The 21,061-nt window shown below is 65.4% G+C and carries 17 protein-coding genes and 1 pseudogene; 7 read left to right on the plus strand and 11 right to left on the minus strand.

The window, feature by feature from the left end; translation table 11 throughout:
* Positions 1 to 175 precede the first annotated feature (175 nt).
* From CKW46_RS04960 to CKW46_RS04975, 4 genes are all read right to left on the minus strand, one after another.
* The gene (locus tag CKW46_RS04960) at positions 176 to 721 is read right to left on the minus strand and encodes a GNAT family N-acetyltransferase (protein WP_482052910.1); all 546 of its coding nucleotides are present in this window, start codon (positions 719 to 721) and stop codon (positions 176 to 178) included.
* Positions 722 to 747: 26 nt separating this feature from the next.
* On the minus strand, positions 748 to 1,617 hold the full coding sequence (locus CKW46_RS04965; protein ID WP_117436207.1) for a 5-oxoprolinase/urea amidolyase family protein: 870 nt from the start codon (positions 1,615 to 1,617) through the stop codon (positions 748 to 750).
* A gap of 15 nt (positions 1,618 to 1,632) precedes the next feature.
* On the minus strand, positions 1,633 to 2,304 hold the full coding sequence (locus tag CKW46_RS04970) for a 5-oxoprolinase subunit B family protein (RefSeq protein WP_012392491.1): 672 nt from the start codon (positions 2,302 to 2,304) through the stop codon (positions 1,633 to 1,635).
* 112 nt (positions 2,305 to 2,416) lie between these two features.
* Complete coding sequence (locus tag CKW46_RS04975) at positions 2,417 to 3,409, minus strand: ABC transporter substrate-binding protein (RefSeq protein ID WP_015354263.1); 993 nt, start codon at positions 3,407 to 3,409, stop codon at positions 2,417 to 2,419.
* Positions 3,410 to 3,662: 253 nt separating this feature from the next.
* Between CKW46_RS04975 and CKW46_RS04980 the strand changes: the two genes are divergently transcribed.
* The gene (locus CKW46_RS04980; protein ID WP_117389081.1) at positions 3,663 to 5,060 is read left to right on the plus strand and encodes an MFS transporter; all 1,398 of its coding nucleotides are present in this window, start codon (positions 3,663 to 3,665) and stop codon (positions 5,058 to 5,060) included.
* Here the strand turns inward: CKW46_RS04980 and CKW46_RS04985 are convergent, their stop codons facing one another.
* The gene (locus tag CKW46_RS04985) at positions 5,061 to 6,323 is read right to left on the minus strand and encodes a DNA polymerase domain-containing protein (protein ID WP_482052911.1); all 1,263 of its coding nucleotides are present in this window, start codon (positions 6,321 to 6,323) and stop codon (positions 5,061 to 5,063) included.
* A gap of 67 nt (positions 6,324 to 6,390) precedes the next feature.
* Between CKW46_RS04985 and fadD2 the strand changes: the two genes are divergently transcribed.
* Complete coding sequence (fadD2, locus tag CKW46_RS04990) at positions 6,391 to 8,064, plus strand: long-chain-fatty-acid--CoA ligase FadD2 (RefSeq protein WP_020784999.1); 1,674 nt, start codon at positions 6,391 to 6,393, stop codon at positions 8,062 to 8,064.
* Positions 8,065 to 8,509: 445 nt separating this feature from the next.
* Here fadD2 and CKW46_RS04995 read toward each other — a convergent pair whose 3' ends face one another.
* The 5 genes from CKW46_RS04995 to CKW46_RS05015 all read right to left on the minus strand — a co-directional run bounded on the left by CKW46_RS04995 (position 8,510) and on the right by CKW46_RS05015 (position 15,043).
* The gene (locus CKW46_RS04995; RefSeq protein ID WP_117436236.1) at positions 8,510 to 9,862 is read right to left on the minus strand and encodes a WS/DGAT/MGAT family O-acyltransferase; all 1,353 of its coding nucleotides are present in this window, start codon (positions 9,860 to 9,862) and stop codon (positions 8,510 to 8,512) included.
* A 235-nt stretch (positions 9,863 to 10,097) separates the two neighbouring features.
* Complete coding sequence (locus CKW46_RS05000) at positions 10,098 to 12,284, minus strand: acyl-CoA dehydrogenase family protein (protein ID WP_482052912.1); 2,187 nt, start codon at positions 12,282 to 12,284, stop codon at positions 10,098 to 10,100.
* A gap of 56 nt (positions 12,285 to 12,340) precedes the next feature.
* Complete coding sequence (locus CKW46_RS05005) at positions 12,341 to 13,309, minus strand: 2-hydroxyacid dehydrogenase (protein WP_482052913.1); 969 nt, start codon at positions 13,307 to 13,309, stop codon at positions 12,341 to 12,343.
* Positions 13,300 to 14,433: an alpha/beta hydrolase gene (locus CKW46_RS05010; RefSeq protein ID WP_482052914.1), complete on the minus strand. Its 1,134-nt coding sequence runs from the start codon at positions 14,431 to 14,433 to the stop codon at positions 13,300 to 13,302. Before CKW46_RS05010 ends, CKW46_RS05005 begins: the two co-directional genes overlap by 10 nt.
* A gap of 1 nt (position 14,434) precedes the next feature.
* Complete coding sequence (locus CKW46_RS05015) at positions 14,435 to 15,043, minus strand: TetR/AcrR family transcriptional regulator (RefSeq protein WP_012392500.1); 609 nt, start codon at positions 15,041 to 15,043, stop codon at positions 14,435 to 14,437.
* Positions 15,044 to 15,133: 90 nt separating this feature from the next.
* Here CKW46_RS05015 and CKW46_RS05020 point away from each other — a divergent pair, with 90 nt between their 5' ends.
* Entirely contained in the window at positions 15,134 to 15,715 is a 582-nt protein-coding gene (locus CKW46_RS05020) for a VOC family protein (RefSeq protein WP_015354272.1), read from the plus strand.
* Positions 15,716 to 15,721: 6 nt separating this feature from the next.
* Positions 15,722 to 16,270 carry a hypothetical protein gene (locus CKW46_RS05025; protein ID WP_020784993.1) on the plus strand — a complete coding sequence of 183 codons (549 nt, stop codon included), beginning with the start codon at positions 15,722 to 15,724 and terminating at the stop codon, positions 16,268 to 16,270.
* Here CKW46_RS05025 and CKW46_RS05030 read toward each other — a convergent pair.
* The gene (locus CKW46_RS05030) at positions 16,224 to 16,916 is read right to left on the minus strand and encodes a TetR/AcrR family transcriptional regulator (protein WP_482052915.1); all 693 of its coding nucleotides are present in this window, start codon (positions 16,914 to 16,916) and stop codon (positions 16,224 to 16,226) included. The genes CKW46_RS05025 and CKW46_RS05030 overlap by 47 nt on opposite strands.
* Before the next feature lie 88 nt (positions 16,917 to 17,004).
* Here CKW46_RS05030 and CKW46_RS05035 point away from each other — a divergent pair, with 88 nt between their 5' ends.
* The 3 genes and pseudogenes from CKW46_RS05035 (at position 17,005) to CKW46_RS05045 (ending at position 20,696) form a co-directional block, all read left to right on the plus strand.
* Positions 17,005 to 17,907, plus strand: coding sequence for an oxygenase MpaB family protein (locus tag CKW46_RS05035; protein ID WP_482052916.1), 903 nt, complete (start codon positions 17,005 to 17,007; stop codon positions 17,905 to 17,907).
* 287 nt (positions 17,908 to 18,194) lie between these two features.
* Positions 18,195 to 19,772, plus strand: coding sequence for a PPE family protein (locus CKW46_RS05040; RefSeq protein WP_482053365.1), 1,578 nt, complete (start codon positions 18,195 to 18,197; stop codon positions 19,770 to 19,772).
* An 18-nt stretch (positions 19,773 to 19,790) separates the two neighbouring features.
* Positions 19,791 to 20,696: pseudogene (locus CKW46_RS05045) on the plus strand (class I SAM-dependent methyltransferase).
* Positions 20,697 to 21,061: the final 365 nt, after the last annotated feature.

Consider the following 21,061-nt stretch of genomic DNA (forward strand, 5'->3'; position numbering starts at 1 on the left):
TTGAGAAGTCAGGCGAGTCTCGAGATGAATCACGAATGAAGAGGCATGCGCCACCGCCTGTTTCGATGCTCACATCGATCATGCAAGCCGGTCAACTCGAAGGGGTGGATATGGGCTGAAAGTTGAATCGCAGTTATCTGAAAACTGGCTGGCAGGAAGGCGCGGCGCCGAGGTATTACCAGACGTCTCCCGCGCGCCAGTCGCACATCAATTCGGCGGAGGTGTCCAGGCTGGCATCGACCGGCAGCACAAACACGGTTCCGTCATCATCGGGTGTGGGAGTGGGGCCGGTGGGGGACAGCACCGATGTCGGGCCGTGCCACGGCAACCAGCCTCGAGATGTGTACAGCCGGCGGGCGCCCGCCGAGGAACTGAGCGCCCCCAGTTCGTAGGCGCCACGAATCACTTGCTCGGTGGCGTCCAACACCGCAGTCGCCAGTCCTTGGCCACGCCAATCCTCTCGCACCGCAACACCTTCGACATAGCCACAACGCAGGGCGCTACCGCGGTAGATAAGGCGCCGCTGCACCACGGCGCCGTGCGCGATGATCGCGCTGCGATGCCAGATCAGGGCGTGCATACCGCCCAGGGCGTGTTCCCAATCGTGATCGGTGAAGTCGCCGGCAAAGGCGGCGGTGACCATCTGGCGAATGCCCTGACGCGTCTCACTGTCCAGATCGGCGGTATGGACCAGCCGAGCCGTGTGAACCTCGGTATGCACTATTTCTGTCTACCAGTGCCCGCGCGTCAGCGGCGAGGGCGTGCCCAGTGCAGCCATACGTGCTGACCGGGCCGCACCTGGGCCACCTTGTCGATGTCGTCATCGATCACCACACCCACCACCGGGTAGCCGCCCGTGATCGGGTGATCGGGCCCCAGGATCACCGGTAATCCGTTGGGCGGCACCTGGATTGCGCCGCGAGTGGTCCCTTCGCTGGGCAACTGGCGGTCTGGATTGCGGTGCGTCAGCGGGCGGCCGACCAATCGCGTTCCCACCCGGTCGCTTTGACCGGAGACCACCCAGTCGGTGTGTACCAGCGCTTCGGGATCAACGAACCAGTCATCGCGCGGTCCCGGTATCGCCCGCAGTTCGACCACCCGGTCGGTGATGGCGGCCACCGGCGCCTGGTCGAGTTCCGGATAATCCTGCGAACGGTCGCCGATCGGCAGCACATCCCCGGTCCGTAATGGTGCCGGGCCGATTGCCGACATCACGTCATAGCTGCGTGAACCCAGCACGGGGGTGACGCTGATACCACCGCGCACCGCTAGATAGGTACGCAGTCCCGCATTGGGAGTTCCCAGTGAGATTACCGAGCCATCGCGGACATGATGAATGCTGTTGGTGCCGAACAACGTTCCGTTGACGGTTGGGTCGGTGTCGGCTCCGGTCACCGCGATGTCGATGTCGCCGTCACGAACCCGGGCCGAAAAGCCTCCCAGCGTGACCTCGACGGTCGCCCAGTCGTCGGGATTGGCGACCAAGCGGTTCGCCAGCGTGTGCGAGCGACGGTCGGCCGCCCCGGACCGCCCGACTCCTAGGTGGCCCAGACCGGCCCGGCCGAGGTCCTCGACGATGGCCAACGGCCCGCTGCGCAGTATTTCCAGGGTTATCACGACAGATCCTCCTCGCTACGCCGGCCGGAACTGTACCCACATGCCCTGGGTGAGCAGGGCCGGGTTGGGCCGGTCAATGTCCCACAACACCGCGTCGGTATGGCCGATGATCTGCCACCCGCCGGGGGAGTGCCGCGGGTATACCGCGCTGTATTCGCCTGCCAGCGCGACCGACCCGGCCGGCACCGAGGTCCGCGGCTCGGACCTGCGGGGCACCTGCAGCCGAGGATCGCCGCCGATGAGGTAGGCAAACCCGGGCGCGAATCCGCTGAACCCGACGCGCCACCGGGTGGCGGTGTGGGCGTGGATGACCTGTGCGGTGGTCAGACCGGTATGGCTGGCGACCTCGGCAAGATCGGGGCCGTCGTAGATGACGTCGATGACCGGCGCCGGCAGCGGTTCGCCCTGGTGCTCGGACGCGAGCAGGTCGGGGTCGACGGGCAGCCGGCGTATCCGCTGCCGGGTAACCCCTTGGAAGCGGGGACCGGCGAGCTTCACCAACACCGTGCGGGAGGCCCCGACGATGTCGACCACGCCGGGCAGCGCAGCGGCGCGTAGGGTCTGCGTCCACGCCAAGACCTGCGCGGTGCTGTCACACTCCAGCATCAGCGCTTGATCGCCGTAGTCGAAAATGTTGCGCGTCACCATGTCCGCCGCAAGCTCGGTTGAGATATCGGTCACACTCATTCTTCGACGTTAGCCCCGGATTCGGCGGTGGGCGAGAAATTTTCGAGCACTGCCAGAAGGGCCTTAGCGGATGCTCAGACCCGCGCGGTCGGTGGCCGAATAATCGGCAATCTCAGCCCAATACCTTCGCGATCAGCGCGGGCAATTCGTCGGCCACCACGGGATAACTCAGGGGCGACGCAAACGCGATCGCGCCGGCCTGATCGCCGGTGGTGAAGACATGGCGTTTCTGCTCGGTCGCCGCTGATGCCGCAATCTCGGGGTCGGCCAGCAACGCCTGTTCGTCTTCGGGGCTCTCGGTCAGCCAGATCAGCACGTCGGCGGAATCGAGCACCTCCTTGATGTGATCGCGCGGGATCACACCGCGTTGATCGACGGCGAAGGGTTTGATGCCCTCGGAGATGACCAGACCCATCTCGTTGAGAAAGTCGGTCCGCCAGCCGGCCATCGTTGCAATGACATTGCCCTGCCAAAGCCGCCCCTGCAGTAACAGTGCTTTTTTGCCCATCCATTGCGGATGCTGTTGTGCCACAGCGGCGAACTTCTGGTCGACGGCGTCGATCAGGGACTTCATCTGCGCCCTCTGAAACACCGCCTCACCGACTGTGCTGGCCTGCAGCTTCCAGGGCTCGAAGAACGCGTCACCGCCCGATTGCGGGATGGTGGGGGCGATCGCAGACAGCTTCTGATAGGTCTCGGCGTCGACTCCGGCGTTGATGGCCACAATGAGATCGGGTTTGAGGTTCGCGATCTGGTCGACCTGAATCCCGTCGTCGAGGCTCAACACCACCGGCTGTGCCGCGCCGAGTTTGGGCTGCGCCCAGGGCCACACCGCGAACGGCTGGTCCCCGAACCATCGGGTGACGGCGATGGGCACGACCCCCAGCGCGAGTAAGTCGTCTTGTTCGGTAAAACCGGCGCTGACCACGCGCTTGGGCGGCTCCTTGATGACGGTCTGGCCGAACAAGTGGGTGATGGTCACCGCCCCGGTATCAGCGGTGCCCGCCTGCGGCTTGGATGACGAGCACGCCGCGACCCCGCTGGCGAGCAGCCCTGTGGCCGCCGCGACCTGCAGGAATCCGCGCCGACTCCATCCCTGTTGCATCGCGTGAGATTATCGCGTGCCTGACCGTCACCCCGCCACAGCACCGGCTGGTGCACGCTTGGCCGGGGCACCGCGCGTGCGTGGGTGCGGCGATTTTTCTAACAGCGGGGCCGCGACCGTTGTGATTTTTGCGTTGCGACGACGTAACTGCGACCACCTAGTTCGGTAACAGCCCGTCGTTAGCGTCGACTCGTTCGTGCGTCCTCGGCCCATTCGGCCGCGGATTGGCCGCTCTCTTACACAGGAGACGTAGATGACCATCACCCCGGTACGCCAGCACACCGCACCGCGCGAGCAGCACGTCGGACGCCACTGGATTCATGACTGGCGCCCCGAAGATCCCGAATTCTGGGACACGATCGGCCGGCCGATCGCCCGGCGCAACTTGGTTTTCTCCATCTTCGCCGAGCACATCGGGTTCAGCGTGTGGATGTTGTGGAGCATCGTGGTCGTGCAGATGATGGCCGTTGGCGCACCGGGGCATCCCAGCCATCCCGCCGCGTCGGGCTGGGCACTTTCGCCCAGCCAAGCCCTGTGCCTGGTCGCTGTTCCCAGCGGTGTCGGCGCACTGTTGCGATTGCCCTATACCTTCGCGATCCCGGTTTTCGGCGGCCGCAACTGGACGACCATCTCCGCAAGCTTGTTGGTGATTCCCTGTCTGCTGCTGTCCTGGGCGGTAAGTCACCCCGGCATACCCTTTGTGCTGCTGACGCTGATTGCCGCGACCGCCGGTGTGGGCGGCGGCAACTTCGCCTCGTCGATGGCCAACATTTCGTTCTTCTACCCCGAGAAGGACAAAGGCTGGGCACTGGGCCTCAACGCGGCCGGAGGCAACATTGGCGTCGCGGTAGTGCAAAAGATCATCCCGCCGATCGTGGTCGCCGGTGGCGGGATGGCGCTGGCGCGGGCCGGATTGTTCTATGTGCCGCTGGCGGTCGTCGCCGCGGTCTGCGCCTTTGCGTTCATGAACAACCTCGCCGAGGCGAAGGCCGACGTGAAGCCGGTTTGGCAGTCGCTGCGCCACGCCGACACCTGGATCCTGGCCCTGTTGTACATCGGTACCTTCGGATCCTTCATCGGCTACTCGGCGGCGTTTCCGACACTGCTCAAGACCGTCTTCGATCGCGGCGACATCGCCTTGGGCTGGGCCTTTCTGGGGGCGGGCATCGGATCGGTGATCCGGCCGCTGGGCGGCAGGCTGGCCGATCGCGTTGGCGGCGCCCGCGTCACCGCGGTCAGCTTTCTGATGCTCGCGATCGGGGCGGCCGCCGCGCTGTGGTCGGTGCAGAACGTCAACTTGCCGCTGTTCTTCGCCAGCTTCATGTTCTTGTTCGTGGCCACCGGCATCGGAAACGGATCGACCTATCGCATGATCTCGCGGATCTTCAAGGTCAAAGGTGAGCTCGCGGGCGGTGACCCCGACACGATGGTGCAGATGCGCCGCCAAGCCGCCGGTGCCTTGGGCGTCATCTCGGCGGTCGGCGCCTTCGGTGGGTTCCTGGTGCCCCTGGCCTACGCGTGGTCGAAGGCCCAGTTCGGCAATATCGAACCCGCGCTGCGCTTCTATGTGGTCTTTTTCCTCGCGCTGCTATTCGTCACCTGGCACTGCTACCTACGCAGCAAGACTCCGATGGCGCAGCTAGGGGTGTGATCAGCCGTCGGCTCCGGGCCTGCCCCGGCCATCGGGGGGCCGGTAGCCGTGCCACGGGTTGTACTCGGCGATCAGCTCCTCCTGCGGGGGACGCGCCTCGGGCGGTATGTGCTGCAGGTTGATCCGGATGCGGTACCAGATCGAGCTCGGCCCGCGCATGCCGTCCACCAACACATCGGCGGGTTGCAGCCGATCCGCCACCGCGGGATGGCGAGCGCGCCAGGTGTCCAGGGCGGCCATCGCCTCGTCCTTGGTCTTGGTGCGGGCGACTTCGATCAGCGGCATGCTCGGCTGCCGGCGGCCATCGCTGCGCTTGCCCGCGCCGGCGGGAGCGCGCTGGGGCGGGCCCAGTTCCTCGGGCAGCATCAGCAGCCGGTCCAGCGCTCCCACGGCGCCGTCCATGCCCGACCACGGGTCGCCCAATTCTGCGAACCGATCGGGGACGGTGTCGAGGGTGAAGTCCTGCGGATCGCAGTCGGCCACCTCGTGCCAGTGCAGCGGCGTGGACACCCGGGCGTCGGGGTTGGCCCGCACCGAATAGGGCCAGGCGACCGTGCGGTCCTTGGCGTTCTGGTTGAAGTCGACGAACACTCCCTCGCGTTCCTCCTTCCACCAACGGCTGGTTGCCACGCCGGGCATCCGCCGTTCGACCTCGCGCGCGACGGTCTGCGCGGCCAGCCGAACCTGGGAAAACGACCACTGTGGCGCGATCCGGGCATAGACGTGGAAGCCCCGCGAACCAGAGGTCTTGGGCCAGGGCGTGAGCCCATAATCTTCGAGCACTTCGCGGACCACTTGCGCGACGTCGAGGATGCGGCGCCACTCGACACCGGGCATCGGGTCCAGGTCGATCCGTAGTTCGTCGGGGTGATCGAGGTCGCGGGCAAGCACCGGATGTGGATTCAGATCGACGCAGCCCAAGTTGATCGCCCAGGCCAGTCCCGCGGCATCGTGGATGACCGCTTCCTGGGCGGAGGTGCCTGACGCGTAGCGCAGCTCGGCAACGTCCACCCAGTCGGGGCGGTTGGTGGGGGCGCGCTTCTGAAACACCGCTTCCACGTCGATCCCTTTGACGAAGCGCTTGAGCATCATCGGCCGGCCGGCCACCCCGCGCAGCGCGCCATCGGCCACTGACAGGTAATAGCGGACCAGATCGAGCTTGGTGCGGCTCGGCCGGTCGCCCTGGCCGGGGAAGACCACTCGGTCTGGGTGGGTGATCTTGACCTGCCGAACGGCCAACTCCAATGACACCGGGCCGGTCATGGGAATCAATCGTAATTCCGATGCACTCTATGGTCGCGGTGCGACCGGCGTCACATATGGTGAACTTATGCCTAACCTCAGTGACCTGCCCGGGGTCGCAAAAATTCAGCAATACGTCGACCGCGGGGCGGCCGAACTGCACTACGTGCGCAAGATCATCGAATCAGGTGCGTTCCGGTTGGAGTCGCCGCTGAACTACGCCGCGATGGCAACCGAAATCGCGAAGTGGGGCGAGTTCGGCATGCTGCCCTCGTTCAACGCCAGACGTCATCCGCACCGCGCGGCGTGCATCGACGAAGAGGGCGAATTCACCTACCAGCAGCTCGACGAAGCCGCCCACGCCGTGGCCAACGCCCTGCTGGCCAAGGGGGTATCCGCCGGCGACGGGGTCGCCATCCTGGCGCGCAACCACCGTTGGTTTTTGATCGCCAACTATGGCGCTGTCCGGGCAGGCGCCCGCATCATCTTGCTCAACAGCGAGTTCTCCGGCCCACAAATCAAAGAGGTCTCGGAGCGCGAAGGCGCCAAGCTGATCATTTATGACGACGAGTACACCGGCGCGGTCAGCAAAGCCGAGCCGCCGTTGGGCAAGCTGCGGGCGCTGGGCGTCAACCCCGATTCCGAGGAGGACTCGGGCAGCACCGACGAAACGCTGGCCGAACTCATCGCCCGCAGCAGCACCGCGCCGGCGCCCAAGGCCGGCAAGCATGCGTCGATCATCATTCTGACCAGTGGCACCACCGGCACCCCCAAGGGCGCCAACCGCAGTACCCCGCCGACGCTGGCGCCGGTCGGGGGCATCTTGTCGCACGTCCCGTTCAAGGCCAACGAGGTGACCTCGCTGCCGGCGCCGATGTTCCACGCGCTGGGGTACCTGCACGCCACCATCGCGATGTTCCTGGGCTCGACGCTGGTGTTGCGACGCAAGTTCAAGCCGCAGCTGGTGCTCGAAGACATCGAGAAGCACAAAGTGACCGCCATGGTCGTGGTGCCGGTGATGCTGTCGCGTCTTCTCGACGCGGTCGAGAAGATAGACAAGAAGCCAGACCTGTCCAGCCTGAAGATCGTGTTCGTATCCGGCTCCCAGTTGGGCGCCGAACTGGCCAGCCGCGCACTCAAAGACCTCGGTCCCGTTATCTACAACATGTACGGCTCGACCGAGATCGCATTTGCCACCATCGCCGGGCCCGAGGACCTGCAACGCAACGCCGCGACGGTGGGACCTGTCGTCAAAGGCGTCAAGGTCAAGATCCTCGACGACAACGGCAACGAGGTCTCGCAGGACCAAGTCGGCCGGATCTTCGTGGGCAACGCCTTCCCCTTCGAGGGCTACACCGGTGGCGGCCACAAGCAGATCATCGACGGTCTGATGTCCTCAGGTGACGTCGGCTACTTCGATGAGCACGGGCTGCTCTACGTCAGCGGTCGTGACGACGAGATGATCGTCTCCGGCGGGGAAAACGTGTTCCCGGCCGAAGTCGAGGATCTGATCAGCGGGCATCCCGACGTGGTGGAGGCCACCGCGCTCGGCGTCGACGACAAGGAGTGGGGCGCGCGGCTGCGCGCGTTCGTGGTCAAGAAGCCCGACACCGACCTCGACGAGGAGACCGTCAAGCACTACGTGCGCGACCACCTGGCCCGCTACAAGGTGCCCAGGGAAGTGATCTTCCTCGAGGAGTTGCCGCGCAACCCCACCGGCAAGATCCTCAAACGCGAGCTGCGTGAGATGGAGATCGAGTAGCCGGTCACTGGCTCCGCAGTTCATCGCTGCCCGTAGCGGCTGCGCTAGTTGTCAGGTGGCGGTGTTGGTGACGACCGCCTGGTATCGCCCGGCCGTCGGCGACATCCCCACCGGCATCGCACCGGGCGGTCGGTGTCCATCAACACTAACTGCCCTGCACCTACGAAGTGCCTTCCGGTTCGAGAACCTGAGCCGCCGCAATCCCACGAATTCCCTGCTGGACAGACACTTCCGTGCATCTACAGGACGACGACCTCAATCACCGGTGAACAATCCGGGGCGGGGCACGTCGATGCCCAGTGCTCGGCTGAGCCGGGGAGGCGCCTCGCTTTGGAAACGAGGACGGAGTCATGCCGAATTCATCAGTGATCGACTCATTCTTGCTTGCCTGTCTGACGATCCGTGATGAGCAGTTCGCCGGGCGCGCCACGCTGGCAGTGAACTTCTAGAGTCCGACGGCCTGTTCCAGGCCATACAGTGACGTCTCCAGGTGTAGCAGGAGTCGCTGCAAGTGCGGGACACTGCGACGGCACCCGACTAGGCCGAATTCGAGCGTGCCGGCGTTGCTGAGCAGAGTGATGCTCAGCGCCTGACCGTCGTGAGCGATCGACAGTGGATAGATGCTGTCCAGCCGGGCCCCGTGCCAGTACATGGGTTTGGTCGGTCCCGGCAGGTTCGACACAATGACATTGAACGACGGCTTTGTCCATGGGACGAAGCCCGGAACAGCTGTCAGCGTCAAAGGCGCCATATTGAAGGCCCACAACGCTTTTGCCTGCAGCGGGGACAATTCGGAAAATGCCTTCTTGTTTCGGCGCATCGACTGACTGATCATTTCCAGTCGTTTCGCCGGATCCGTGGTGTCGGTCGCGAGACCGCAAAGCACGGTCCCGACCATGGTGCCGCCGGAGTCATCGGTTTGCGAACGCAGGCTAACCGGGACCAAGGCAACTAGCGGCGCATCCGGTAGCGCATTCTGCTCGAGCAAGTACTGGCGCAGCGCACCGGCGCACATTGCCAGCACTACATCGTTGATGGTGACCCCCGCGCATTTCGCTACGGCCCGGAACCGATCCAACGACCATGACTGCGCTGCGCATCGGCGCGCGCCGCCGACCTTCACGTTGAACAGGGTGCGCGGAGCCCCAAATGGCAGGGTCAACTGCTGCTCAACCAGCGCAGCGCGGATCAAGGACACTGTCGATGGACCGAGTGCCATCAGAGATCCCGCCGTGTTGGCCAGCGATCCCAGCCTGGAAGAGCCAACCGCGTGATCCGGCTGCGGGGGCAGATTCCATGGTGCCCGCACTTCGGTGTCGCGAGGGTCATCCGAAAGTGCGCGCTGCAGCAGCATCAATGCCGAGGCACCGTCGAGCAGGGCATGGTGGAACTTGGAGTAGATCGCGAACCGGCCGTCTGCCAACCCGTCCACCACGTGCATTTCCCACAACGGGTAATGGCGATCGAGCAGGTGGCTGTGTGGCTGAGAAACCAATTGGAGCAACTCGCGTACCCTCCCGGGATACGGAAGCACCGAACGCCGCACGTGATAGTCGGTATCGATCTCGTTGTCGTACTGCCAGCCCAGGTTGGTAATACCGCCCAACAATGTTGCGGGGTGCTTGCGGAATGCGGGTTGTCCCTCTCGATTTGCCGCCAGGCATCTATAGATCTCATCGACAAATCCCGGACCGGCCGCGTCGGGAGGATCGAACAGCTGCAAAACGGCCACATGCATGGGGTGCTCGCGGGACTCGGTGAACAGGAAGGACGCATCGGTCGGCATCATCAATTCCATCGAAGTCATTAGACAGCGGGGGCCCATGGCGAGCAACCGGCCTCGATGAAACTGTCGGCGGATCCCACAGCAGAGATCGTGAAATGTGCGGCGCACAACAGGCCGCCGCCGGCATCTTCATTTCATGGCGACGTCGAGTTGCTGGCTGAACCTGATCGAGCCTTGGTTCAAGGAACTGGCCGGTGCGCGAAGCCCGCCGCGGATCGAACCGAATCGCAGACAGACCGCTTGCGGCTTACGGGTCGCGGGGCAGGCCCAGCAGCCGCTCGGCGATGATGTTGAGCTGCACCTCGGAGGTGCCGCCGTAGATCGTGGTGGCGCGACTGGATAGCAGGTACTCGCCCCACTTACCGGCCAACTCGTCGGTGTCGCCGATCGCGGCATCCGTGCCGAACGACGACACGGCGAACTCCGCATAGCCCTGACCGGTGCGCATCGACAACAGCTTGGATATCGCCGCCGACGGCATGGCGTCCCCACCCGAGAGGGTCAACAGGGTGGAGCGCAGGTTGAGCACCTTGGCGGCGTGACCCTCGGCGATCAGGTGTCCGGCGCGGTGCTGGGCGACCTGATCGAACTGGCCGTCCCGGACGAACTCGACGAACTGCGGCAAGGTGGCCAGGAAGTTGTTGTCGATGCTGCCAATCGATACTCGTTCGGCGGTCAGGGTGTTGCGGCTGACTTCCCAGCCCCGGTTGACTTCGCCCAGGACACACTCGTCCGGGACGAACACATCGTCGATGTAGACGGTGTTGAACATTTCGTGGCCGGTCAGCTTGCGCAGCGGCTTTACCTGTACGCCTTCGCTTTTCATGTCCAGCAGGAAGTAGGTGATGCCGTTGTGCTTGGGTGCGTTCGGATCGGTTCTGGCCAGTAGCGCGCCCCATTGCGAGTACTGAGCGGCGGTGGTCCAAATTTTCTGTCCGGTGATGCGCCAGCCGCCGTCTACCCGTGTCGCCTTCGTGCTCAGACCGGCCAGGTCCGAGCCGGCGCCGGGCTCCGAGAACAGCTGGCACCAGATCATCTCGCCGCGGAAGGTGGGCGGCAGAAATCGTTGCTTCTGCTCTTCGGTACCGAACGCCACGATCGACGGGAGGATCCACGCCGCGATGCCGACCTGGGGCCGTTTTACCCGACCGGTGCTGAACTCCTGGGCGATGATGACCTGCTCGACCGGGCTGGAGGCCCGTCCCCAGGGCTTGGGCAGATATGGCAGCACCCAGCCGCCTTCGGCGATCGCGGCCTTTCGGGGCTCCCGATCCATCCGCTTGAGGGCCTCCACATCGGCGCGAATCTCGGCCCGCAGCTTCTCGGTGTCGGGATCCAAGTCGATGTCCACCGCTCGCATGCCCGTGGTGGTCGCGGTGTCCACCACCCGCTGCGGGTACTCGACGCTGCGGCCGAAACAGGCCGCCAGCATCAGGGCCCGGCGGTAGTAGACGTTGGTGTCGTGCTCCCAGGTGTAGCCGATGCCGCCGTGCACCTGTATGCAGTCCTGGGTGCAGCGCTGGGCTGCGGCCGGTGCCAGTGTCGCGGCGACGGCCGCGGCGAACTCGATGTGCGGGCTGTCCTCGTCTAGCGCGCGGGCCGCGTCCCACACGGCGGCGGTGGCGCGCTCGGTGTCGGCGATCATCTCGGCGCATTTGTGCTTGATCGCCTGGAACTGGCCGATCGGCCTGCCGAACTGTTCGCGGATCTTGGCGTAACCCGACGCGGCATCGGTGGCCCAGCGGGCTACACCCACCGCCTCGGCCGAGAGTAGGGTGGACATCAGCGCGTGGGCGGTGGTCATGCTCAGATTGCTCAGCACCACGTCATCGCCAACCTCGACGGCGTTGGCGCGGACGTGTGCGACGGGGCGCAGCGGGTCGAGGCTGCGGACCGGTTCGATTTCAAGTTGCTCGGCGCGCAGCACCACCCACTCGTCGCCGCTATCGATGGCGACCGGCAGCACCAGAATGGAGGCCTGGGCTGCGGCTGGAACCGCGCGGACCTCGCCGCGGATGACCAGCACGCCACCGTCCTCTAGCCCCTGGCGCGTTGCGGTGAGCCCCGAGTCCAGCGCGTAGGCCGCGATGGCGGCACCGCTGGCGAGTTCGGAAAGCACCTTGGCCTCGGGGTCATGCACCGAAATCAGTGCGCTGGCGATCGCCGACGGGACGAACGGACCGGGGACCGCCCCGTAGCCGAATTCGGCCAGCGCCACAGCCAGCTCGAGGATCCCGTAACCCTGTCCGCCGACGGACTCGGCGAGATGAACACCCTGCAAGCCTTGTTCGGCCGCCGCTTGCCAGTAGGGCGGTGGATTCTCGACCGGAGTTTCCATAGCCGCGTGCAGCACTTCCGACGGCGCCACGCGCGCTACCAGTGATCGCACCGAATCGTCCAGGTCCCGATGCTCAGGGGTTATCGCGATCGGCATTGCTCGCCTTCCCTTGCTTTATTGCTGAACCGCCATATCGGCCAAGCACCTCCAAGCTAACAATCGGCTTGGCAGTTGACCGCATTGGCTAGTGACAGGCCGTCGCGCAGGCTGCGGCAGTTGTCGACGGCCTCGGTCAGATAGCGCCGCATGGTGTCGACGGTGTACCAGGTGACGTGGGGGGTGAGCACCACGTTGTCCAGGCGCAGCAACGGATTCTCGGGCACCACCGGCTCCACGGTGAACACGTCGAGCCCGGCGGCGGCCAGCGATCCGCTGCGCAGCGCGTCAACCAGGGCGTCTTCGTCGACGACGGCGCCGCGAGAAGTGTTGATCAGCAACGAATTCGGCTTTATCCGGGCCAGGGCGTCGGCGTCGAGCAGCCGATCGGTGTGCGGCGTCAAGGGCAGGTGCAGCGAGACGATGTCACTGGTGGCCAGCAGTTCGGGCAGGGGCCGCCAGCCGGGCCTCCCGTCGTCTCGGGTGCTGGTGTGCAGCACGGTTGCGCCCATCGCGGAGACTATGGTGGCCACCCGCTTGGCGATGTTGCCGTAACCGATCAGTCCGACGGTGCAACTGCCGATGTCGCGCACCGATTCGCCCAGTTGCGGGTCGGTTGGCCAGCCCCGTCCCTGCCGGGTCGCCGCGTCGAGCTCCGGCAGCCGGCGCAGCGCCGCCAGCATGAGCAGCACCGTGCCCTCGGCGACCGAAGGCGCGTTGGCGCCGGGCATGTTGGCGACCGCGATGCCGTGCTTGGTCGCGGTCGCCACGTCGATCGTGTTCACTCCGGCGCCGAGCTTTTGGACCAGCCGCAACCGCGGCGCGCGTTGCAGGTCGGCGCCCGAGAGTGGACGCAAGACGTGCCAAATTACCTCGGCGTGGTCCAACTCCCGATAGAAGCCACTGTCGTCGTCTTCGGCGCACCACCTGATTTCGAGCCAATCGCGCTGTGCGGCAACAAATTCAAGTACTTTCTCGCCGGGCACGAAGTGGGCCAGAACTCGTAACGGCTGGTTCACTGCCACCGCTTCGCTATCCAGTTTGTGATGGTGTCGGCTTGTTCGTCGCGTGCGCCGGGGGTGGTGAAGTAGTGGTCGGTATCGATGGAGGCGCGTGCTTTGTCCGTGCTGGCGAGCCCGTCGTAGATGCACTGCGCGTCGGAGGGGAACACTCCGGTGTCGGCGTCGGCATTGATCACCAGGGCGGGACACGTGATCCGGGCTAGGTGCGGTGCCGCCCGGGTCTGCGCCACCCGCAGGCTCCACATGCCCAGCCAGTTGCGCAGCGTGCAGGCCGCGGCGATGCCGCGCGCTGAGCGGTTTGCCCGCACCGGTTTTCCGGCGTAGCACAGATTGGGCTCTCGGTTGGTTGGTTCGATGCTGGCGTCGACCATGCGCGGATCGGCCCAGGTGCGCATCACGGTGAATGGCCGGTCGGAAAATCCCGCGGCGCGTACGCGTTTGAGTTCGTCCTCGGCCCAGTCGGTGATGCTCTCGTTGCGCGCCGCCTGCGCCGCCCGGTAGCGGCTGAGGAACTCTGGGGAGTATGGCGGCCCGTTGCGCTCGTTGAACAGGTCCAGGTCGGGATCGGTTGCAACGGGGTCGTTTTCGTCGATGACGGCGGCGTCCATCCAGGCCGTCAGCACTTCCGGGCGGCCGGGATGGGCGGCGGTGGCCACGTAGCCGTCCGCGGTGGGTAGTTCGTTGACGCCGGCCGCCGGGCGCGTTCCCGCCAGCGGCGTTACGTTTGGATCCACCGCCTGTGACTGATAGGCGGCCATCAGCGACCCGCCTCCGGAGTTGCCCAGCAGCACCACCGTTTCCGCGCCGGCGACCTCGCGCAGCCAGCGCACCCCGACCCCGATGTCGACCAGCGCGTGGTCCAGCGCAAAGTTGCTTTCGAAGCCGCGAAACCTGGTGTTCCAGCCCAGGAACCCGATGCCGCGGGCGGCCATGTAGTCGGCGAGGTAGTGCTCGGAGAAATCGATCTGGTAGTGCGTGGCGATCATCGCCACCGTTGGCCTGGTTCCGGCGGCACGGTGATAGAGCCCTTGGCGCGGGTGTCCGCCGGCACCGGCTCGTCCGGCGGTCGGCGAACTCAGCCCGACGAACTCGCGGTTGATCTCGGGTGTGCCGGTTGCAGCGGACAATTCAGGAGACCTCCACGCCGTAGATGGCTCGGTAGTAGATGTTGGCCAGGGTCTGGATGCAGGCCAGGTCGTCGGGTTCTTTGGTGCGAGACCCGCTGAGCTGGATGTAACAGAACTGGTTGAACATCGCCACGATCGCCTCGGCGACCAGCTGCGGGTCGTCGCCCGGGCAGTAGCCCTCGGCCTGGGCGCGCTTGACCGTTTCCTTGATGAAACTGATGGGGATTGCACACATATCGGCCCACTGTTGGGCAAAGTCCTCATTGACCATGGCCAACTGCGACACGCTGACCATCTCCGCGAGGCGGTTGCGATAGGTGTTCCAGTGCGCGGCGGCGGCTTCGTAGGCGCGCTCCCGATTGGAGAGACCGTGGCTGGTCACCGACAGCGCCCGCTGGTTGACTTCATCGCGAAACCGCAGTGCCCACTGGCGGACCATCGCTTCTTTGGAGTCGTAGTAGTTGTAGAAGGATGCCGCCGAGCGGCCGGCCTCGGCGGCGATGTCGGCAATCGTGGTGGCCAAGATGCCCTTGCGCGCAATAACCGTCCGGGCGGCGGTGTCGATCGCGGCCTGCGTCTGGCGTCCGCGGTGCGTCGGGAACTCCGGCACCTGGCGTACCTCCTCTGGAACAAATCTGAATCTGATGTTAGATTCAGATTTGAATCGTGGCCAGGCCACGCACTTGATCGGAGTCAACAGATGATCAAGCCGCACAACACCAATACCGAATTCGAGTTCGGCGGAATCAACCACGTCGCGCTGGTCTGTTCGGACATGGCTCGTACCGTGGACTTCTACAGCAACATCCTCGGGATGCCGCTGATCAAGTCGCTCGACCTGCCCGGCGGCCAGGGCCAGCACTTCTTTTTCGATGCGGGCAACGGTGACTGCGTCGCCTTCTTCTGGTTCGCCGACGCACCCGATCGCGTCCCGGGCATCTCGTCGCCGGGGGCCATCCCCGGCATTGGCGACATCACCAGCGCCGTGAGCACCATGAACCATCTGGCCTTTCACGTACCGGCGGAAAAGTTCGACGCCTACCGGCAACGGTTGAAGGACAAGGGCGTGCGGGTCGGCCCCGTGCTCAATCACGACCACAGCGAGTTCCAGGTGTCGGCGACGGTGCATCCGGGGCTGTACGTTCGCTCCTTCTACTTCCAGGATCCCGATGGCATCACGCTGGAATTCGCCTGCTGGATAAAGGAGTTCACTGCCGACGACACGCCGGCGGTGCCCCGCACGGCGGCAGACCGGCGGCCTCCGGTGGCAGCGGGGCACTAGGTAAGCGTGACCGACGCTATCTTGACCGACGATCAGATCGCGGCACTGAGCCCGCAGCAACGGCGTGATCTGATTTCCTGGCTGGAACGGCCACTTGGCGAGTTGGTGGACCCGACGATCCTCTCCCGGACTCGTCGTATCCGACTGCGGCTCATCATCAGTTGCGCGCTGGTGCTGATCCCGTGGACGGTATTTCTGGGGCTGACCTTGCCGGGCAACTACGTGGCGCACAACTGGCCGGCCACTTGGGTGGGCTTCGACATCCTGTTGGTGGCCTTCATGGCGGCTACCGCGGTGCTGGGCTATCTGCGCCGCCAACTGCTGCTGCTGACCGCTTTCACCACCGGTGTGCTGCTGATCTGTGACGCCTGGTTCGATCTGATGACGGCGGGGCCCAGCGACCGCTGGTGGTCGGTGGGGTCCGCGCTGTTCATCGAGCTACCGATAGCCGTCGTGATGATCACCGGGGCGCAACGCATCATGCGACTCACGCTGGCGCGGCTGTGGCTTATTGAGCCAGGGACGCGGCTGTGGCACCTGCCCTTGTTCCCCTGAGGCCGTAAAGCCTGGGATCGGAGAGTTCATCGAGCAGCGAAGCCAGCTGGTCGACGAGCTGGCCGGGCTCGAGTTCGACGTCGCCCTCGATCCAGGCGCTGATGGTCTGGGCAACGCCGCCGACGATGAAGTGCGCGCCCACCTTGATCCGGTCGTTGGCCGGGATTCTGAGCGCATCGCCGGCATGCTGGCCCGACAGCATGGCGAACAGTGCGCTGGATTCGGTGCGCTTGCGCACGACCACGGGATTGGCCAGGTGGGTGCTGAAGAGCAGCCGCCCGATGCGGGCGTCACCGACGATGGTGCGCACAATTTCGGCGATCCCGGCGCGGGCCTGCTCGGGAGGGGGCACCGTCGCAACCGCGGCCTGGATGGTGGTGGCCAGATCGCCGACCACCCAGTCGAAGACCCCGCCGATGAATTCATCCTTGTCGGGGAAGCTCTCGTAGAAATAGCGTGCCGACAGGCCGGCCTGGCGGCAGATGCCCCGCACCGTTAGCTCGGCGATATCGCGATCGCTGGAACCGAGCAGTTCCAGCCCGGACTGGAGTAGCTGGCTGCGGCGAGCTGCGAGCCGTTCGGTCGCCTCCACTCCCCGGTACGGACGCAAGCTTGGGGCGCTGGACCCCTCGGTATTACTAGTCATTGCCAAATATCTTGACATTAAAGCGGTAGCACGACACCATCGGGAAACAGGTGTTTTCACAATTGATACCCGCGGGCAGGGGGTTTCGGTGACGATCCAGGAGGCGGCGGGCCGGCTTGCGCCGCATGTCGAGCGGCCGATCTCTGACCCGCCGCGCCAGGTCGGGCAGCGAAAACGCGGCGGTTTCGGGGATGGGCTGATGGGGGTGGCGCTGCTGGCCGGTCCGGCCAACGTGATCATGGAGTTGGCGCGTCCTGGAGTTGGACACGCCGTGATGGAAAGTCGGGTCGAAAGCGGTCGAATCGACCGCCACCCGATAAAACGGGCCCGAACCACCTTCACCTACGTTGCGGTGGCCAGCGCCGGCACCGATGAGCAAAAGGCCGCCTTTCGCCGTGCCGTGAACCGGGTCCATGCCCAGGTCTACTCGACACCGGAGAGCCCGGTGAGTTACAGCGCCTTCGACGTGGAGCTGCAGCTGTGGGTGGCGGCCTGCCTGTATAAGGGCGGCGTTGATATCTATCGAACTTTCGTCGGCGAGATGGACGACGAGGAGGCCGATCGCCACTATCGCGACGGCATGTCGATGGGCACCACCCTGCAGGTGCCCGCCGAGCTGTGGCCGCCGGATCGGGCCGCCTTTGATCGGTACTGGCAGGAGTCGCTGCAGAAGATCCACATTGATGACGCCGTGCGCGAATATCTGTATCCGATCGCCGCGTCCCGGGTGCGCGGGGTTGCCCTGCCGGGCCCGCTGCGGCGGTGGTCGGAAGGCTTGGCGCTGCTGATCACCACCGGTTTTCTGCCGCAGCGGTTCCGTGACGAGATGCGGTTGCCCTGGGATGCGGCCAAGCAACGGCGGTTCGATCGGTTGATTGCCGTGGTGGGTGCGCTGAATCGGATGATGCCGCGAATCGTGCGCGAGTTCCCGTTCAATTTCATGCTCTGGGACCTGGACCGCCGGATCAGGACCGGCCGTCGGTTGGTGTAACGCCCGAGCGGGCGGTCCGGCCAACGCGGCTGACTCTCCATCTTACGGAAGGGGCGTGGACTTCGGCGCGCCCTGACCAGATCCGTTCGGCCCGATCCGTTGGGCCGCCCACCGGCGTTGATGGACCTGATGGCGGCCTCCAAAACCCCCAGGAAGTGGTTTCCCGCCGGACTTGCAATGTGGCCGTCCGTGGTGTCGAATGTCGATAATGACAATCATATTCATCTCTGGCGGTGCTGGCGGTGCTGGCGGTGCTGGCGGTGCTGGCAGTGCTGGCAGTGCTGGCAGTGCTGGCCGTGGTGGCTCCGGTGTGGTTCGCCTCGCCGCCTGAGGTGCATTCGGCTCTGCTCAGCAGCGGCCCGGGGCCGGCGTCGCTGCTGTCGGGGGCTGCGGCGTGGGCGGGGTTGAGCACCGAGTACGCGTCGGTGGCAGACGAACTCATGGGCGTGCTCGCAGCGGTGCAGGGCGGGGCCTGGGAGGGGTTGAGCGCAGAGCTGTATGTGGCCGCCCATGTGCCATACCTGATGTGGCTGATGCGGGCCAGCGCGACCAGTGCGCAGGCGGCTGCACAGCATGAGGCGGCGGCCGCCGCCTACACCACCGCATTGGCGGCCATGCCGACCATGCCGGAGCTGGCCGCCAACCACGTCATCCACGGGGTCTTGATGGCGACGAACTTCTTCGGCATCAACACCATTCCGATCGCCGCCAACGAGGCCGACTACGTCCGAATGTGGATTCAAGCGGCGACCACCATGTCGACCTATCAAGCGGTATCCGCGGCCGCCGTGGCGTCGACGCCACCGAGCACTCCGGCTCCGCGCATCCTGGCAGCGCCGGCCGCCGCCCATGACCATGACCATGACCATGGGGGCGATCCCACCCTGATCGACTACTTCGTTGCCGAGGTACTGCGCATCATCAGCGGCGGCAGGATCATCTGGGATCCCGCCGAAGGGACCGTGAACGGCATCCCCTACGACGACTACGTCAACGCAGCCCAACCGATCTGGTGGCTGGTTCGTGCCCTGGAGTTCGGTCAGGACTTTCAGACCTTCATCAAGGAATTGTTCACCAATCCGATCGGCGCCATCGAGTTCATGGTCGAACTCGTCTTGTTCGATTGGCCGACGCACATCGCCCAGATCATTCAAGCGCTGGCGCAATCCCCGCAGTTGCTCGCCGTTGCACTCGGTGGCGTTGTTGCCAATCTGGGGGCGATATCGGGATTGGCCGGGCTATCCGGGCTGGCCGGTCTGCATTCGGCCGCCCTTCCGGCCGCCATCGCGCCGATCGCCCCGCCGATGCCGCCCAGCGTTGCGTTGGCCCCCACGGTCGCCGCGTCGGTGGCGGCGCCCACGCCGCCATCTGCACCGCCGTCCGCGGCGAGCACGGTGGCCAACGCCGCGCCGCCGCCCCCGCCCGCCCCGGCCGCAGCGGGCTTCGGGTTCCCCTTCGTGGTGGGGGGTGGTCCCGGTATCGGCTATGGCGAAGGCATGAGCGCCAGCGCGGCCGCGAGCGCCAGGAGAAAGGCGCCGGAGCCGGATTCCGCGGCGCTGGCCGCCGCGGCGGCCGCGCGCGAGGAGGCACGTCGGCGTCGGCGCAAGCGCAAGACGGAACGTGGCTACGGCGAGGAGTTCATGGACGTGGAGGTCGATCCGGACTGGGGCGGACCCCGTGACGATGAGCCGGTGGCCTCGACGCAGGGTGCCGGGCGACTGGGATTCGCCGGCACGGTGCACAGCGAATCGGCCGCCACGGCGGCGGGGTTGACCACTCTGGTCGCCGACGAGTTCGGTGGCGGTCCGAAGATGCCGATGCTTCCGGGTACCTGGGACACCGACTCGGATGCGCCGAGCGACTAGCCGCGTAATGTCGGTTGGGTGCGTAGCGAAGGCGATAGCTGGGACATCACCACCAGTGTTGGGTCGACGGCACTATTCGTCGCCACGGCACGTGCACTAGAGGCGCTGAAGCCCGACCCCTTGGCCGTGGACCCGTACGCGGAGCTGTTCTGCCGCGCCGTCGGCGGTTCCTGGGCCGACGTCCTGGACGGCAACGCAGCGGACCACGAATTGCAGAGCGACGACTTTGGCAAGCACTTCGTCAATTTCCAGGGTGCCCGCACCAAGTACTTCGACGCCTACTTCCGCCGCGCGGTCGAGGCGGGAGTGCGGCAGGTGGTGGTCTTGGCGGCGGGGCTGGATTCGCGCGCCTACCGATTGTCCTGGCCGGACGGGACCACCATCTTCGAGTTGGACCGACCTCAGGTCCTCGATTTCAAGCGTGAGGTGCTCGGTGGCCATGGTGTTCGACCGCGCACCGAGCGTCGGGAGATCGCCGTCGATCTGCGAGACGATTGGCCCCAGGCGCTACGGGACAGCGGCTTTGATGCCGAAGCTCCGTCGGCGTGGATCGCCGAAGGGTTGCTGATTTATCTGCCCGCTGCGGCGCAAGAGCAACTGTTTACCGGCATCGACAGCCTGGCCTGCCTCGGCAGTCATGTCGCGGTGGAGGATGGTGCACCGCTGCCCGACGCGGAGTTCGCCGCCAAGTTGGAGGAAGAACGCGCCGCCGTGGCTGCTGGAGGTGAGCGGCCGTTTTTCCAGCTGCTCTACAACTAGCGATGTGCCCCGGCCGCCGACTGGTTTAGCGAACACGGCTGGACCGCGCTGGGCACCCCGTTGAACAACTACCTGCGCGAGGTGGGCCGACCGGTACCCGGTCCCGGGTCCGAGGTTGCGGCGATGTTCGCGCGCAACACCCTGATGAGCGCCACCAAGCCCTGATCAGCGATTCGATGCCGTTATCGATGCCGGATTCGGTTCGGCTCGGAACTTCTGGATGCCCGGATCCGACCACTGGGCGGCTTGTGGTTTACGCCGCCCAGGCGATGCGTTCTGCGGGTGATCAACCGTGGTGAGGGGTCGGCTGGTGGGTGGTCCGGGCGTCAACCAAGGTTTGATAATGAAAATCATGTTCACTACTCTGGAGTGCTTGGTGACGCTCGGTGGGCTCGTCTGGGGAGGAAATATTCATCATGTGGATGCAAGCTGTGTGCAGTAGTCCGCCGGGGGACTATAAGTTGCAGTTCAGCGCACTGGGGCGCGAGGTCCGGTGGTGAGTAACGTGCTCGCAATCACCTCGACAGTTA

This window comes from Mycobacterium liflandii, assembly GCF_022354805.1.
Classification (GTDB): Bacteria; Actinomycetota; Actinomycetes; order Mycobacteriales; family Mycobacteriaceae; genus Mycobacterium; species Mycobacterium marinum.

Bases quoted from the DNA above. Each gene is read 5' to 3' on its own strand.
- CKW46_RS04970 (WP_012392491.1), bottom strand. From the start codon at position 2,304: ATGAGTGTGACCGATATCTCAACCGAGCTTGCGGCGGACATGGTGACG.
- CKW46_RS04975 (WP_015354263.1), bottom strand. From the start codon at position 3,409: ATGCAACAGGGATGGAGTCGGCGCGGATTCCTGCAGGTCGCGGCGGCC.
- CKW46_RS04980 (WP_117389081.1), top strand. From the start codon at position 3,663: ATGACCATCACCCCGGTACGCCAGCACACCGCACCGCGCGAGCAGCAC.
- CKW46_RS04985 (WP_482052911.1), bottom strand. From the start codon at position 6,323: ATGACCGGCCCGGTGTCATTGGAGTTGGCCGTTCGGCAGGTCAAGATC.
- fadD2 (WP_020784999.1), top strand. From the start codon at position 6,391: ATGCCTAACCTCAGTGACCTGCCCGGGGTCGCAAAAATTCAGCAATAC.
- CKW46_RS04995 (WP_117436236.1), bottom strand. From the start codon at position 9,862: ATGGAATTGATGATGCCGACCGATGCGTCCTTCCTGTTCACCGAGTCC.
- CKW46_RS05000 (WP_482052912.1), bottom strand. From the start codon at position 12,284: ATGCCGATCGCGATAACCCCTGAGCATCGGGACCTGGACGATTCGGTG.
- CKW46_RS05020 (WP_015354272.1), top strand. From the start codon at position 15,134: ATGATCAAGCCGCACAACACCAATACCGAATTCGAGTTCGGCGGAATC.
- CKW46_RS05030 (WP_482052915.1), bottom strand. From the start codon at position 16,916: ATGACTAGTAATACCGAGGGGTCCAGCGCCCCAAGCTTGCGTCCGTAC.